13 protein-coding genes are annotated in these 16,430 nt (G+C 31.3%); 12 read left to right on the top strand and 1 reads right to left on the bottom strand.

All coding sequences use genetic code 11. The features are described from left to right. Positions 1 to 199 precede the first annotated feature (199 nt). The 10 genes from KZH69_RS19780 to KZH69_RS19735 all read left to right on the top strand — a co-directional run bounded on the left by KZH69_RS19780 (position 200) and on the right by KZH69_RS19735 (position 11,450). On the top strand, positions 200 to 2,110 hold the full coding sequence (locus KZH69_RS19780) for an HsdM family class I SAM-dependent methyltransferase (protein ID WP_219319196.1): 1,911 nt from the start codon (positions 200 to 202) through the stop codon (positions 2,108 to 2,110). Further along, complete coding sequence (locus KZH69_RS19775; RefSeq protein ID WP_219319195.1) at positions 2,110 to 3,216, top strand: restriction endonuclease subunit S; 1,107 nt, start codon at positions 2,110 to 2,112, stop codon at positions 3,214 to 3,216. The genes KZH69_RS19780 and KZH69_RS19775 overlap by 1 nt, the downstream gene beginning before the upstream one ends. A 399-nt stretch (positions 3,217 to 3,615) precedes the next feature. Then, a complete protein-coding gene (locus tag KZH69_RS19770; RefSeq protein WP_219319194.1) occupies positions 3,616 to 4,131 on the top strand; it encodes an NINE protein in 516 nt (171 codons plus the stop codon). 5 nt (positions 4,132 to 4,136) lie between these two features. After that, positions 4,137 to 4,886, top strand: a complete 750-nt coding sequence (locus KZH69_RS19765; RefSeq protein ID WP_219319193.1) for an SHOCT domain-containing protein — start codon at positions 4,137 to 4,139, stop codon at positions 4,884 to 4,886. A 161-nt stretch (positions 4,887 to 5,047) separates the two neighbouring features. Further along, entirely contained in the window at positions 5,048 to 5,311 is a 264-nt protein-coding gene (locus tag KZH69_RS19760) for a hypothetical protein (RefSeq protein ID WP_219319192.1), read from the top strand. A gap of 305 nt (positions 5,312 to 5,616) precedes the next feature. Further along, complete coding sequence (locus tag KZH69_RS19755) at positions 5,617 to 6,555, top strand: hypothetical protein (protein ID WP_219319191.1); 939 nt, start codon at positions 5,617 to 5,619, stop codon at positions 6,553 to 6,555. 450 nt (positions 6,556 to 7,005) lie between these two features. Beyond that, a complete protein-coding gene (locus tag KZH69_RS19750; RefSeq protein ID WP_219319190.1) occupies positions 7,006 to 8,103 on the top strand; it encodes a YbjQ family protein in 1,098 nt (365 codons plus the stop codon). A gap of 177 nt (positions 8,104 to 8,280) precedes the next feature. After that, entirely contained in the window at positions 8,281 to 8,844 is a 564-nt protein-coding gene (locus KZH69_RS19745; protein ID WP_219319189.1) for a hypothetical protein, read from the top strand. 192 nt (positions 8,845 to 9,036) lie between these two features. Continuing rightward, positions 9,037 to 10,119, top strand: coding sequence for a hypothetical protein (locus tag KZH69_RS19740; protein WP_219319188.1), 1,083 nt, complete (start codon positions 9,037 to 9,039; stop codon positions 10,117 to 10,119). Between the two features lie 185 nt (positions 10,120 to 10,304). Continuing rightward, entirely contained in the window at positions 10,305 to 11,450 is a 1,146-nt protein-coding gene (locus tag KZH69_RS19735) for a hypothetical protein (RefSeq protein ID WP_219319187.1), read from the top strand. 1,819 nt (positions 11,451 to 13,269) lie between these two features. On the opposite strand, the gene KZH69_RS19730 is transcribed toward KZH69_RS19735, so the two are convergent. Continuing rightward, complete coding sequence (locus KZH69_RS19730) at positions 13,270 to 13,509, bottom strand: hypothetical protein (protein ID WP_219319186.1); 240 nt, start codon at positions 13,507 to 13,509, stop codon at positions 13,270 to 13,272. An 867-nt stretch (positions 13,510 to 14,376) separates the two neighbouring features. On the opposite strand from KZH69_RS19730, the gene KZH69_RS19725 reads away from it, so the two are divergent. Then, on the top strand, positions 14,377 to 14,910 hold the full coding sequence (locus KZH69_RS19725; RefSeq protein WP_219319185.1) for a hypothetical protein: 534 nt from the start codon (positions 14,377 to 14,379) through the stop codon (positions 14,908 to 14,910). Between the two features lie 118 nt (positions 14,911 to 15,028). Continuing rightward, positions 15,029 to 16,171 (top strand): DUF3800 domain-containing protein, encoded by a 1,143-nt coding sequence (locus KZH69_RS19720; RefSeq protein ID WP_219319184.1) that lies wholly within the window; start codon positions 15,029 to 15,031, stop codon positions 16,169 to 16,171. The last annotated feature ends 259 nt before the right edge of the window (positions 16,172 to 16,430 follow it).

The raw sequence follows: 16,430 nt of genomic DNA, 5'->3' as shown, positions 1-16,430 counted from the left end.
TACAACACACGCTACAAGCAATTTGGGTATTTGGCTTAATTTAAATATGGTTTTGTATTTGGATGATTTGGCAAATCCGAAGAATAGGCTTAATTTAGTCCCAAACTGCTTTTAGCGCGGGAACGTTGGTGGCAAGGCTACGTGAAACCTAACAAAATAAGGGAAAACGAAGAATCTTGTTGCCGTAAATCGGACAACAATGGCGAAAAAAGAAATACTGACTGATTTTTGGGTTTATGAATTACTCAAAGAAGCAAACATAGATTTACACCCACAAGGAAGTAACATAAAAGAAATTGATGACGCTTTAAAAACGGCATCAAAATCGAAAACAGGAAAAGTTGGTTTTCCCGAATACAGCGGAGTTGTAAAAGACTTTTTGCTGGTTATCGAAAACAAAGCGGATGTTTCTCAACATACAAAACGCAACGAAAAAGATGTAATTTGTAACGAAGTTACAAGCGTAAAAAACTATGCTGTAAACGGTGCTTTATTTTACGGAAAACATTTATCTCAAAACACAACTTACAAAAAAATCATTGCTTTTGGCGTTTCTGGAAACGAAAAAAGACACAAAATAACTCCGATTTTTATTGACGAAAGAGGCGGTTATAAAATTCTTGATGACGTTGAAACATTTACACTTTTCAACGAAAAAAACATTGACGAATACTACACCAAAAACATACTAAAAGAGCAAACTCCTGACGAAAAAACCACGGAGGAAATACTAAAAGACGCTAAAAATCTTCACGAAGATTTACGCAATTATGGTAGCATTCAAGACAAAGACAAACCGCTTGTAGTTTCGGGTATTCTTTTGGCATTGCGTGAAATGGAACACAAAGGTTTCAGTATTGAAAGCCTTACAGGCGAACAAACTACAACTGATGGCGAAAAAATTTATGAAGCCATTGAGAAAAATTTAAAGAGAGCCAATGTTTCGCCACAAGTAAAAAAAGACAAACTTTTAAGCCAATTTTTGGTAATCAAAGATACCAAAGCAATTAACGAAGTTAACGAGAACTTAAAGAAAACCCCGCTAAAACATTACACGGAATTTCTTTACGAAAACATCTACAAAAACATAAAATACATCCATTCTGCCGAAGATTATTTGGGTAGATTTTATGGAGAATTTATGTCATATTCGGGCGGTGACGGACAAAATTTAGGAATTGTACTTACTCCAAAACACATTACCGAATTATTTTGTGATTTAGCCGAATTAAAACCGACTGATTCAGTTTTCGACCCTTGTTGCGGAACGGCTGGTTTTCTAATTGCATCTATGCACGATATGTTGCAAAAGACAGACAATCCAGAACAACACCGACAAATTAGAAAGAATCAATTGCACGGTTTAGAGTTACAACCTTATATGTTTACGATTGCTACAACCAATATGATTTTACGTGGAGACGGGAAAAGTAATCTTGAACAAGAAGACTTTTTAAAGCAAAATCCTGCACAGTTGCAAGAAAGAGGTTGCACCGTTGGAATGATGAACCCACCCTACTCAATGGGAAGTAAAAACAATACAAGTTTATACGAAATCAATTTCACAGAGCATTTACTCAATTCCATTGTAGCGGATGGAAAAGCGATTGTGATTGTTCCTCAATCATCAATGATAGGCAAAACAAAAGAAGAACAGGCAATAAAAGAAAACATTTTAAAACATCATACTTTAGAGGGAGTAATAACGCTGAACAAAAATACTTTTTACGGAGTTGGTACAAATCCTTGTATTGCAATATTTACAACAGGAGTTCCACACTACAAAGACAAAGAAGTAAAATTTATAAACTTCGATAAAGATGGTTTTGAAGTACAAAAACATCGTGGACTTGTCGAAACTATTGAAGCAATAGATAAAAAACAGCATTTACTGGATGTTTGGTTTAACCGTATTGAAAGTGAAACTAAATTTTGTGTAAAAACAACAATTGAAGCTGAAGATGAATGGTTACATTCTTTTTATTATTTCAACGATGAATTTCCAACTGTTGCAGATTTTACAAAAACAATAGGCGACTTTCTAACTTTTGAATTTTCTATGATTATGCAGGATAGAGAATATTTGTTTACCAACGAAAAAATAGAATAATGGAATTGACAAATAGAGAATGGAAAGAGTTTTCAATAGTAGAAATTTTTGACTCTATTCAAAGAGGAAAAAGGCTCAAGAAAAATGACCATATCGGGGGAAACATACCATACACTTCTTCCACAGCTTTAAACAACGGAATTGACGCTTTTATTGGCAATGATAAAAACGTAAGAATATTCAAAAACTGTTTAACATTGGCAAATAGCGGAAGTGTTGGTTCGACATTTTTTCAGCCATTTAACGTGGTCGCAAGCGACCACGTTACTATGCTTGACAATGCGAATTTTAATAAATATATTTATCTTTTTTTGGCGACAATGGTTACAAGACTGAATGAAAAGTACAGTTTCAACAGAGAGATAAATGATACTCGAATTAAAAAAGAAAAAATCCTACTTCCTATAAATTCAGACAGAAAGCCTGATTACGTTTTTATGGAAAACTTTATGAAACAAAAGGAAAATGAATTTTTAGAAAAATATAAAAAGTATGTAACTGGAAAGGAAAGCGAAATAAAACAAGATTTTTTAACCGATAATATTGAGTGGAAAGAATTTTTATTTCCTGATATTTTTGAAATTAAAAACGGTTTTTATAATAAAAAACCAACTTCCTCTGGCAATGGTAAAATTCCTTTTCTCGGTGCAACTGCAAATAAAAATGGAGTTACGGAGTATTATACATTATCTGAAATAGAAGATAATTCAAAAATCGGATTTGGTAAAAACGAACCATTAAGCAAAAAACTTTTCAAAGGGAATTGTATTGTTGTAACAAATAATGGTTCTGTCGGTTATGCTTATTACCAAGTTTCAGAATTTACTTGTAGCCACGACGTAAATCCATTGTATTTAAAAAATGAAAATCTAAATCCATACATAGCTAAATTCTTGATAACAACCATTGAACAACAAAGAGTTTGTTTTGAATATGCTCGTAAATGGCGACCTATGAGAATGAAAAAAAGTAAAATTCTGCTTCCTGTAAACTCTGAAAATAAGCCTGATTTTCAATATATGGAAAACTACATTAAAACTTTAGAAAACGAAAAACTAAAACGATATTTAGACTACAAAAAACTGAATATAAGTGAGTACAAATAAGCCCAGCCACCAACACACGCTACAAGCAATTTGGGTTTTAGGCTTAATTTGAAGTTGGTTTTGTGTCAGAAAGATTTGGCAAATCCGAAGAATAGGCTTAATTTAGTCCCAAACTGCTTGTAGCGCGGGGACGTTAGTGTTCAGTTGAGGAGAAACTTACGAAGGAAAAATACCTTGAAAGAATTGGCAATTTGTACCCAAAAAACGTAATAATCAAGCGTGGAAATTGGCTCGAAAAAGCTGAATTTCTAAATTTTGATGTTTCAGATTGGAACTTGTAAAGCAGAAAACTGAATTTAAGAGTTTCTAATTGAAAAGGGAAAAAGACTAATAAAAAAAACAGGCAAGCCGAAAACTGTACTTTAAAAAGAGTAGGCATTAAATTAAATTTAATTTATTATGGGAAGATTAGGAGTACAAGAATTTGTTGTTTTGATTGCTGTTTTAGCAGGTATTGCTTATTTGGTTAATAAAAATTCAAGTTCTAGTGAAAATTCAAGTACAAAATCAAGTTCAGTAGCATATTTATTATGGCTATTAAGTTGTTTTGGAATATTAGGATTTCACCGTTTTTATCTTGGTAAAATAGGAACGGGATTATTATGGTTTTTTACAGGTGGACTTTTAGGATTTGGTGCTTTTTTCGACCTTTTCACTTTAGGAGGGCAAGTAGATAGATATAATACAAATGTGGAATTAAAAACAATAAGAGCAACTACACTTTCAAATTCACAACAAATTAATTCAACTTTTCCTAATCCAGTTCAACCGATTCAAGAAGGTGTTGATACTATATCAGCTACAAAATCCCATCAGGAAAAAATTGAATTATTACAAAATCTAAAAGACTTATTAGACAAGGGAATTCTATCACAGGATGAATTTAATCAACAAAAGGCACAAGTTTTAGGTTAACTTTTATGAAAAAAGACATTTACAAAACACTGAATGATTGGCATGAATTGCTGAATCAAGGTATTATTACGGAAGAAGAATTTTCAACAAAAAAAGAGGAATTATTAGGAAATGTAAAAAATATATCAAAAACAAAGGAAGCGGTATCGGAATCAGTTAATGAACCTAATAAAATCAATTTTGATCCTACCCCCCACCCCTCATTAGCTAGTACTGTTTCAAAAAATGTAATATTTATTATTTTAGGAGCTATTATCATCGGTGCTTTTGCTTTTTATTACTATGAAAACATTAAAGAGCCTAACAAAGAACTTGATTTTAATGAAATTGAAAATAGTTCAAATAAAACAGAAATTGAAAATTTACAAGAGTTAGCATATAAACATTTTGACAAGTACAAATCAAGACTTGAAACAGAAAACACCATTATTAATGATACTGATACTACATATGTTGGTGATTTTACAAATGATGGTTTATTAGATGTTGTTTTAGTTTATGGATTAGATCCAAAAGAAGGAAATTACAATGTTATTGGAGGGATTTTATTGTATAAAAACAATGACAAAGGAATAACATTTATTAAAAAATACTCACCAGAATATATATATAACTTTGATAAAATTTTAAATTCAAAAATATATTTGACCAAACTTGAATATTCAGAAAATGACGGTCGTTGTTGTCCATCAATAAATAAAAAAATGGAACTTAAACTTGAGGGAGAAAATATTATTGAAAAAGAGATTAAATAGAAAGAACAGCACACAACAGCTAGGGTTTCGTTGGCCTTACAGAGCCAAAAATGAAACCCTCTAATGCTTATCAGACTCATACACCCATTTTTAGGCAGATAAGTCTTATTTTGTCAGACCTATATACAAATTATACGTCACCTTAAAAAACTCAATATGATATGAAAATTTTACTAATAAGTGGAATGGAATGTGTTGGCAAGACAACTTCTATACGAAGATTAACCGAAACCTTAATTGAAGACAATGGTTTTCAACCAGAAAACAATGTTAAACTACCTTCAAGACCGACTGAAGATTTTAAGATTATTTTGTGCAAAAATGACTTTAGAATCATAATAAATTCTGCCTCAGACAATATAGGTATTATTGATTCTTTTAATTTTTTTTTGAAGAAAACATATTACAAGGCTACAACATCTTAATATCTTCGGTAAGAGATGAGGACTTCTATCCAAGAAAGGACTTCTTCGAAACAATAAATCAATTGTCTCAAAGCAGTGATTTTACTTTGGAAATACCATTAGCAAAAACATCTCGACGGGGCGATAATTTTGATATTCAATTAAAATGGTATGAAGAAAAAATAGATTCTCTTCTAACTCATATTTTAGAACATCACCCATATAATATTCCATAAATTAATTAAATGGTCAAGCAAAACTGATTGTCTAAAACAATTACTGATATAACACCAAAAATCAAGATTTACAGAAAACATCTTAACAATATGAAGAACACAACATTAATAATCATATTAATTTCATTAATAACATTTAAATCTAATGCTCAAGAAAATTATTCTGCTGAAGACACCTACCTTGAAATGATTAACCCTGATGCAAAAGATTCCCTATTTGTAAAAATGGAAAACGAGCTAAATAACATACAAAAGTTCGATAAATATTTAGAAGGAGATGGAGGCGATAAATGGATTAATGATGCTGGATCAAAAGCCATGGACAGTATTAAAAAAAGATACCAAACTATTGCCGAATCTATTTTTACTGTTGAAGTTGAAAGTAATAATTACAAAACAGCGATCAACCCCTACAACCAAACGGATAATATCATCTTATTCACTAAAGATTACGGAAGAGTAAGAATAACTTTCGGATCAAACAAAAGTTTTATAACTTGTCAAGGTATGAAAAACCATCCTTATGAAGCAAATCTTGGCAATGGATATAAATACAATATTATCAATTTTAAATTAGAAAAAGATGTTATAGTCGTTAAGACTAAAGACTTACTTCAAAAAGATTTTACAGATTTACATTTAAAATCAAACAAAGGTAGTATTTCTTATGAATTAAATTCTGATCATAATGAATTTAGAATAATTGAAGATTTAGTAGAGTATTTTAATCCCGAAATAAATAAATTGCTTAAAAATAAAAATGCCGTTTTTGAATTAAACAGATCAAATGCTCTTAAATTTACCAGAGACGGAGAATTAAATTCAATAATCAACATGAGTACCAACGATGGTTCAAACCGCACTTTCACTATGGATACTAATGGAAAATTATATTCTAAAAAAGATAAAGCTGGTAATATAATTGTATTAGATATTATTAAATACGAAAACAATCAACTTACTTTTAAATATATCGATAAAACCAATAAGATAAATAAAACATTAACATTATCTAACATAATAAATTGATTCTATTACTGACCATAATATCGATAGATGTGATTATATAACTTTTTAATCCATTATTGGAATTTCTAATTGAAAAGGGGAAAACTGAAACTTAAACTCTAGTGTTTTCTAATTGAAACAAAAGGGAATAATCGTTTTGATTTTCAAATTGAACCGAAAAAAGGGAATAAAATTTAGCTGAGATTTGGGCAAAAATTGGGTTTTAAATCGGCCAATAAAAGGCTGAAAATCGATTAATGATTAGGAATATCGGCTAGAAACAACCGAAACACTAACACACGCTACAAGCAAGCTGGGCATTTGGCAAAATTTGAAGATGGTCTTGTATTTGAAAAATTAGTATTTAACCGAAAGATTTACGCATTTTTAATCCCAGCCTGCTTGTAGCGCGGGAACGTTGGGCATCATTATAGCTAATCGTACTAAATAAGAGATAAAAAAAATCAAACTATGGCAAATCCTAAAGACATTTTAGTAATAACAACTTCTTCCGCTGAAGGATTGAAAATAAAAAAGCATTTAAAACCAGTTTCTGCACATATTGTAGCAGGAACCAATTTATTCAGTGATTTTTTAGGAGGATTAACAGATGTATTTGGAGGTCGCTCAAGTTCATATCAAAAACAGTTGTCCTCTCTCTATAATGAAGCAATTGAGAGAATAAAATACAACGCGCACGAAATTGGCGGAAATTGTGTTATAGGTTTGAATATTGATATGGATGAAATTTCAGGAAAGGGAAAATCAATGTTTATGTTGACAGCTATAGGAACAGCGGTAATTATTGAAAAAGATGAAAAATTAAATTCATTATCAAACGCAAATGAAAAGTTTGAAAATGTTGGCGTTGAAAGAATAAACAATTTAAGACTAAAAAAAAGTATTATTGAAAAAGCTGAAAAAAGAGAATTGTATTACAATGATGAAACTTGGAGCTTTATAACATCTAATCAAGTTCAAGAAGTTTTCCCAGGCATATTAAGAGCACATTCTAATACAATTGAAAACTTTGAATCAATGCAAGATGCTTATACTTTATTCAATAAAAATTTTATAAGTTATATTGATGCCTTAGAAGAAAACAAAAAAGTTAGTTTACTTTACGAAAAAATTGAAACCGAAACTAATCATCAAGTTGCTTTATATCTATCTAAAATAATCAAAGAATTAAACTTATTTGATTATGAAAAAAACATGAGTTTACTTAAAAATTCAGACTTCAAAAAACAAAAAATTGGTTTAAGAATAGCGACCTATGACAAATCATTTTATGACAAAGAAGATATTGAAAACTTAAATCAGACCAAAACTTTTATTGCTGAAACTTTTAAAGAAAGAGGCGAAATATCAACAAAAAAACAACTTTTATCATCGAAAGAAAAAGAAGTTTGGAATTGTGAATGTGGAAATAAATCTATTGAAATTGGAGAATATTGCGGAAGTTGTAAAAACGATATTTTTGGATTTAAAGAATCTGAAATGAAACCAACCGAAATTATGAAATACATTGACCAAAAAATTGAACTAATAAACGAGTATATAAAATAACGATGCCCAACACACGCTACAAGCAATTTGGGTATTAGGCTTAATTTGAAATTGGTTTTGTATTTGGAAGATTTGGCAAATCCGAAGAATGGGCTTAATTTAGTCCCAAACTGCGTGTAGCGCGGGGACGTTATGCGTCAACAATGAAAATCGAACGGAAATTAAACCTATCACATTATGAAAATTTTTAAATTTATATTATTCTTAACCTCATTTGCTATTGTAGTTTCTTGCAACAATTCAAAAAAATCATCTAATGAAATAGCGGAATTGAAAATTGAAAATTATTTAGAAACAGTAGAAAATAAATTTCCGAATTTTGAAACAAATACAGCAATTAATGACGAATTAAATGATTATCTAAAAAAAGATTTTAAAGAGGCAATTAATAATGGAATATTGACTGACTTGCCTTTTAAACTTGCAAAAGTTGAAAAATGTGGTAATAAATATGTTTTAAACTTGGAACACTCCCTGACTTCTAAATTTTATGATAAATACGTTTTAAGCAATTTAGAAATAGATTTATACGCTTTAACAGACGAAAAAACAGCAAAATCTCTTCAAGAAGAACAATTCTATGTAGTTAACATCAAATTTAAGGATTACATCAATTTAAACAACAAGGAAAAATATTGCGCTTTGGTTTTGATGTCCCCTTTTATGGGATACTTCGCCAATGAAAAACAATTTGGTGCAATTGCCGTTGATCTTAAAAATATAGAGAAAGTATCGAATTAAAAATTTGCCGAACGCATAACACACGCTACAAGCAAGCTGGGCAATTGGCTTAATTTGAAGATAGTTTGTATTTGAAACATTTGCTTTTAACCGAAAGAATACGCATCTTTAATCCCAGCCTGCGTGTAGCGCGGGAACGTTGTGTGCTATTTTGTTAAAAATCCGCAGAAAAACTAATCTAAAAATAAATCTATGAGTTACTTTAGTGATAAGGAATATAACGAAGACGACAGAAGAAATAACGCGTTTCAAGCAGTTAATGCAGTTCGTGAAGCAGTAAGTTTGGCGAAAAGAGCAAACCAACCTGTAACTTATGAACAGACGCTTGACCTTATCGAAGATTTAAGTCCTCAATTATACTCCGAAGTTACTACTTTGCTCGCAAGAAAAAATGAAAGCGATGTTGTCAAATTTTTTAAAGAAAAAGCAGAAAGCAAATCAACGGATAAACTTATAATTGAACCAATTGACTTAATAAACGAAGAGTTAAAAGAACTTGAAGAAATTATTGAAAAAGATAAATCCAAAAGATTTTTAAATAAACGAATTTTTGATTTAAAAAATGCTTTAACATATTTTCAACCTCGAAAAATTTCAGAGCATAAAATATTAAATAGAGATTTTTATTTGGCTGAAAGACCATCATTTAAATTTTCAGAAACTTTATATAAAGATGATGAATTTGTAGATTATAAATTGGATGATAACAAAGTTTTACGCTTAAGACTATTACATCCCGATAAACCAGAACATATTATTGGTGCTGATTTGATTTATGAACAATTTAATTTAAAAACTAATCAAGTTCGATTTTTAGTTTTACAATATAAAACGTGGAATTCTAATAACTTAAATCTTTCAAGTGGAAATATTGCAAATCAATTTGAAAAATTAGACAAAAACTTGTGCAAATCTGGCTTCTGCTCAAATTATGAAGGAGAAGAAAAATCTTCTGGATACAGACTTCCATTTTGCTCTGCTTTTTTAAGACCAACTTCTTATATTGCCTCAGAAGACAGTAAACTTGTAAGTACTGGGATTCACGTTCCAATATGTCAAGTATTGAAAATTAAGGAAAATGAGAAATCCTTAACAGCAAAAAATTCAAAAGGAAAAGCAATAAGTTTTAAAATATTTGACGAATTATACGTTGAAAATATGTTAGGCTCACGTTGGTTAAATTTCAAAGAATTAGAAGATTTCTATAGTTCAAAAGATATTTTAAGTCACATTGACAGAATAAGAGTTCACGCTCAAGAAGTAACAATAGACTAAAAAAAACAGCACACAACAGCCGTTTGGCGTGATTGGGGTTTTAGGCTGAATTTAAAGATGGTTTTGTACTTGGAAAATTTGTGTTTAACCGAAAAATCTCGCATCTTTATTCCCCAACCACGCCAAGCGCCAGAACGTTACCTGCTATACAATCACAGACTTAACCAAAAAATATTCATTTTAAAATGAAGATACATATACTATTAATATTTATTTCTTTAAATATCTATTCTCAAAATATAATTCCAGAAATTTCAGCGAGAGTAGACACTTCTAAAACAGCAACAAAGCAAGTATATAATTTATATAAAAACTATCTTAATTCTAGACCTGACAGTATCTACCAAAATCCGAATTGGAATGAACAGGAAGCAAAAAAATATTTAAAAGGTAAAGATTTAAGAATTGACAGAAGCGCCAACAAAATGTTTTATTATTCTAATGCTAAAAAATATTTTAACTCCTATAAACCAAAAATTTTACAAATTGACAGCATTGCAACAAACAGATACCAAATCAAAACTATTTTTACCAAAGAATGCCCAGATGCAGAAGATAAAGGATTTAATCCAGATTACATTACCAAACTATATGCGGTAAGAGATAAAGAAGGCATGTTTAAATTAGAAAACGTAATCTCTTATGATACCCAAAATTGGAAAACCTATAAATTTAAATTCATAACCTACATAGTCCATCCAAATTGTACCTTGAATATGAAAGATGCCCAAAAAGCAGTTGCTTTTTGTGAAAAAATTTCAAAACAATTTAATATACAGACACAACCATTTACCTATTATCTTCTGCCAAATTCTGACGAAATGGGCAAGTTATATAATTTTGAGTATTGGACTTCCTATTTGGGAGGTCAAACAATTAAATCTCTTAAACAGATCTTTACTACCTATGGGAATGCAAATTTCCCTCATGAATTTGTCCATCTTTTATTTCCACTTCCCAAAGACAATGTTTCATACTGTCCAATGATTTTTAATGAAGGATTGGCAACATGGCTTGCAGGACCAGGTATGAATGAAACATTTGAGCAAGCTCTCAGAAAGACATCAAAAACATTAGGGAAAAAAGATAAAATTTCTTTAGAGGACATTATGACTTTTAAAATTAGAAATGAATTCGACAATTCAATTTTATATGTCACAGGTGGCGTAATTTGCAAATTAGTTTATGAAAAACATGGAGAAAAAGGAATTTGGGAACTATATAATTCTACGGACGCAAATTTCAAATCGGTTTTAGAAAAATTATTTGGAATGTCTTATGAGAAGTTTGACAAATTAGTTATGGACTATATTGTGAATTATGATAAGTAAAACTGAAGAATTGACAATCAAAATATGTACAGCAGGTAACAGCCACTACAACGGATTTGGGTATTAGGCTTAATTTGAAGATGGTTTTGTATTTGTGATGATTTGGCAAATCCGAAAATAGGGCTTAATTTAGTCCCAAACCCGCTGTAGTGCCAGAACGTTATGCGGGAGTTGAGCGGAAAAAAAACGTTTCAGTTAAAATTACGTTTTAAAAAAGAATATTGTTACGCTGAAAATCGAAATACAGAAACTCAAAATTGGAGTTTTAATCTGGAATTTGAAAAGCTGAAAATAGAATTTTGGAGTTTCTAAACTGAATCCTAAATGTAAAACTTGAAATGCAGAAACTTGAAAACCAGACTTGAATTTCTGAGTTTCTAAACTGAATCTGAAAAGCGGAACTTGAAAATTGGAGTTTTAAATTGGAATGCAAAAACTGAAACTTAAATATTGAAGTTTCATTGAGAATAAAAATAAACAATCGTTTTGATTATGAAATTGAAACGAAAAAAGGGAATAAAATTTAGCTAATATTTAGACAATAATTTGGCTTTTAATTTGCCAATAATTGGATGAAAATCAATTTTAAACAGGAATAAAATTAGCTAGAATTTGAGCAAGAATTAGGTTTTGTGTCTGCCAAAAATAGGCTTAAAATCGATTAATAATTGGAACTATCGGCTAGAAACAACCCCCGCATAACACACGCTACAAGCAATTTGGGTATTTGGCTTAATTTAAAAATGGTTTTGTATTTGGAAATATTTGGCAAATCCGAATAATGGGCTTAATTTAGTCCCAAACTGCTTATAGCGCGGGGACGTTAGGGTGTATAGCTGTTGACGATCAACAGTCGATTTTAATCAGAAGCTTTAGTTCGCACAATACATAACGAAGCAGAAACCGAGCCGGCGAAATCTGAACCGAAATCTGAACCGAAATCTGAACCGAAATTGAAAACGAAATCTGAAGCTTAATTGTTGCGGACAAACGAACGTGAAACGCTTTTTGGACAATCGAGAACGGAATTTTTTGACGATTTTTTTTGAGGTTTAATTATCGTTTTTTCAATCTTTGTCTCCAAAAAGCAGAAACTAATTGGAACGGAAATTGAAAAGCGGAAAAACTTCCGCAATTGGAATCGATAATTGGAATGACAATTCGTTCGTGCTCAGCAATCGTCAAGCTACACACCCTAACAGCCACTACAACGGATTTGGGCATTTGGCTTAATGGAAAGATGGTTTTGTATTTGGGATGATTTGGCAAATCCGAAAATAGGGCTTAATTTAGTCCCAAACCCGCTGTAGTGCCAGAACGTTAGGGTGTATAGCTGTTGACGATCAACAGTCAATTTTAATCAGAAGCTTTAGTTCGGAAAATACATAACGAAGCAGAAACCGAGTTGGCCGAAATCTAAACTCAAATCTGAACTCAAATCTGAACCGAAATTCGAACCGAAATTCGAACCGAAATCCGAAACTTAATTGTTGCGGACAAAGAAACGTGAACTGCTTTATGGAAAACCGAAAGCGGAATTTTTTTGTCGATTTTCCTTGAGGTTTAACTGAAGCTTGAAGTTCAAAAGCCGAAACTATTTAGAACGGAAATCAGAAAACGGAAAAATTACCGAAATTGGAATAGAAAATTGGAAAGTCTAATCGTTCGTGCTCAGCATCGTCAAGCTACACACCCTAACACACGCTACAAGCGATTTGGGCAATTGGCTTAATTGAAAAATGGTTTTGTATTTGCAAGAATTTGGCTAAACCGAAAAATAACGCTAATTTAGTCCCAAACCGCGTGTAGCGCGGGGACGTTATGCGTCAGCTTGAGCAACATTGTGTTTATCAAGATGTTTTAGCAATTTTTTATGAATTTTAGCAAGCATTTTGTCAGCTTCTAAATCTGAAATTATTTCGTGAAATTTTAAATTCATAACTGAAAAAGCTAATTCTTGAATAAGTTTAACTTCTTCTTTTTCGAATTTTATTTGAAGTTTTTTTAGCTGTTTAGAAACTGAATCTGTAAAAAGAGAATAACTGATTTGAATGTCCATTTTTTAAATTTTAGAGGTTATTTGTCGAATTGCTTTTATAAAATATTGTGTGCATTCCTCCATTTTTTGGAGTTGTAATTTTGAATAAGGTTTAGAATATTTAGCTTTTTTTGGCTTTTTATTCTTGTGAATTGAAAAATAATTTAGTTTCATAATTGAAAATTAGTGTGTGAATAAAGCCGAACGCATAACAGCCACTACAACGGATTTGGGCATTGGGCTTAATGGGAAGTTAGTTTTGTATTTGGGATGATTTGGCAAATCCGAAAGATTACGCATTTTTAACCCCAAACCCGCTGTAGTGCCAAGACGTTAGGGTGTATAGCTGTTGACGATCAACAGTCGATTTTAATCAGAAGCTTTAGTTCGCACAATACATAACGAAGCAGAAACCGAGCCGGCGAAATCTGAACCGAAATCTGAACCGAAATTGAAAACGAAATCTGAAGCTTAATTGTTGCGGACAAACGAACGTGAAACGCTTTTTGGACAATCGAGAACGGAATTTTTTGACGATTTTTTTTGAGGTTTAATTATCGTTTTTTCAATCTTTGTCTCCAAAAAGCAGAAACTAATTGGAACGGAAATTGAAAAGCGGAAAAACTTCCGCAATTGGAATCGATAATTGGAATGACAATTCGTTCGTGCTCAGCAATCGTCAAGCTACACACCCTAACAGCCACTACAACGGATTTGGGCATTTGGCTTAATGGAAAGATGGTTTTGTATTTGGGATGATTTGGCAAATCCGAAAATAGGGCTTAATTTAGTCCCAAACCCGCTGTAGTGCCAGAACGTTAGTTGCAAGGCGTAAGAAAATCCAGAAACATATGACAGTTAAAAATCAAGTGTATAATACCTAACAAAATGATTGACCCTTCTTTGATTTCAAACTATAGAATTCCTTTTCACACTCATAATGGAAAAAACTTATTGAGAATATTAGCAATTATTTTACTGACGGCATTAATTTTTTTCTCCATTTACTCAATAAAGCATGCTGGTTACTTAATGATTCCGTTGATATTTTCCTGTTTGCTTGGATTAGTATGCATTAGATTTCCAAAGATTTTTTTGTATGATGATAATTTTGCAATAGTAAAAAAATGCTTAATTAGTAAATACACGGATAATGATATTTTTAAGTACGATGATATAATTAAAGTTGAGTTTTCTGAAAGTGTTACAGACTGGAATTATTTAATTGTGGTGGCGATATTTGGATCAGGGGGTTTCGGTGGTAACTCGAAAGCAGACCAAATGATTGTATACACAAAAGATAACAATACTTATTTTTTTAATCGGTTTGGTAGCAGAACTGAATTTCTGAAAACAATAGAATTAATAAACAACCGAATAAGCCCTGCAACTAACACACGCTACAAGCAATTTGGGCATTAGGCTTAATGGGAAGTTGGTTTTGTATTTGGAAGATTTGGCAAATCCGAAAATAGGGCTTAATTTAGTCCCAAACTGCTTGTAGCGCGGGGACGTTATACCTCATTTTAAAAAAACCAAAATGCAACAAAACATTACTGCATTTGCAGACGAATTTGGAAATAATTCTTTTGATTTTGAAAGTCAAGGGACACATTTTATCGTTGCAACAATTATTTGCAAAAATGAGAATTTAGAAAAACTTCGAAATGATATTGATTTGATTAGAAAACAACACGGTTTTCAAACTGGAGAAATGAAATCAAGTGGTGTTGCACAAAATCATTCAAGAAGAAAAAGAATTTTAGCTGACATTGCTAAACTAGACATTACAATTTACGCAGTAATAGTAGATAAAACCAAACTGAATGGAAAAGGATTTGCAATAAAAAAATCATTTTACAAATATCTCAACAATTTGGTTTATAAAGAACTTTATAGAACATTTCCAAAACTTGAACTTCATGTTGATGAGCACGGCGGAAATGATTTTATGCGGGAATTCAAGAAGTATGTTGAGAAAAATCATGAAATGAATTTATTTTCGGGTGCAGAATTCAACATTCAAAATAGTAAACAAAGCTATTTTATTCAGATTGCTGATTTTGTTGCTGGAACTTTAGGCTATATTTTTGATGAAAACAAAAAATCAGAGCATAGTTCAGATTTTCAAGAATTGCTTCGGCCAAGAATTGCAAGTTTAAATTTCTTTCCAAATGATTATTCGTTCAAAGAACTTGAAGAAACAAACCTAGACGAAAATTTTGATCCAAATATTGCTTCAGTTTGTCATCAAAGAATAAAAACTTTCTTAGCTACAGAAAAAGGAACTGACCAACAAAAAGTCGATCAAATAAATTTTCTAAAATTACTTTTACTTTTTCAAAGAGCTAACATTAAAAATAGGTATATCTCAACGAAGGAAATTTTTAGCCATCTTAATCAAAGCAGACATGAAATTTTGAAACAAGAATATTTCAGAAGTAAAGTTGTTGGAAATCTAAGAGACAATGGAATTCTTATTGCTTCCGGAAGAGATGGTTACAAAATACCTTCAAGCTCAAGAGATTTAGATAGTTTCATTAATCTTGGAAAAAGAATTGTTTTGCCAATGTTGAATAGAATAACGGAGGCAAGAGAAGCTATAAAACTAGCAACAGGAAATGAATTAGATATTTTAGATAAAGAAATTTTTCAGGAATTAAGAAAATTAATTGACAAATAAAAAAACGAGGTATAACACACGCTACAAGCAATTTGGGGATTTGGCTTAATTTAAAGTTGGTTTTGTATTTGGAAGATTTGGCAAATCCGAATAATGGGCTTAATTTAGTCCCAAACTGCTTTTAGCGCGGGGACGTTGGCAACAAGGCTAACGGAACTATCGTGCTAAAAACATAGTACTGAAAATAATATTCCGTTTGATTTTGTTGCCGTAAATCGGACAACAATGGCGGAGAAAACAAAGAATAGCAACTTATCAA

The sequence above is a fragment of the Flavobacterium taihuense genome, assembly GCF_019351435.1.
GTDB classification, from domain to species: Bacteria; Bacteroidota; Bacteroidia; order Flavobacteriales; family Flavobacteriaceae; genus Flavobacterium; species Flavobacterium taihuense.
This window is presented reverse-complemented; position numbering and strand designations above follow the sequence as displayed.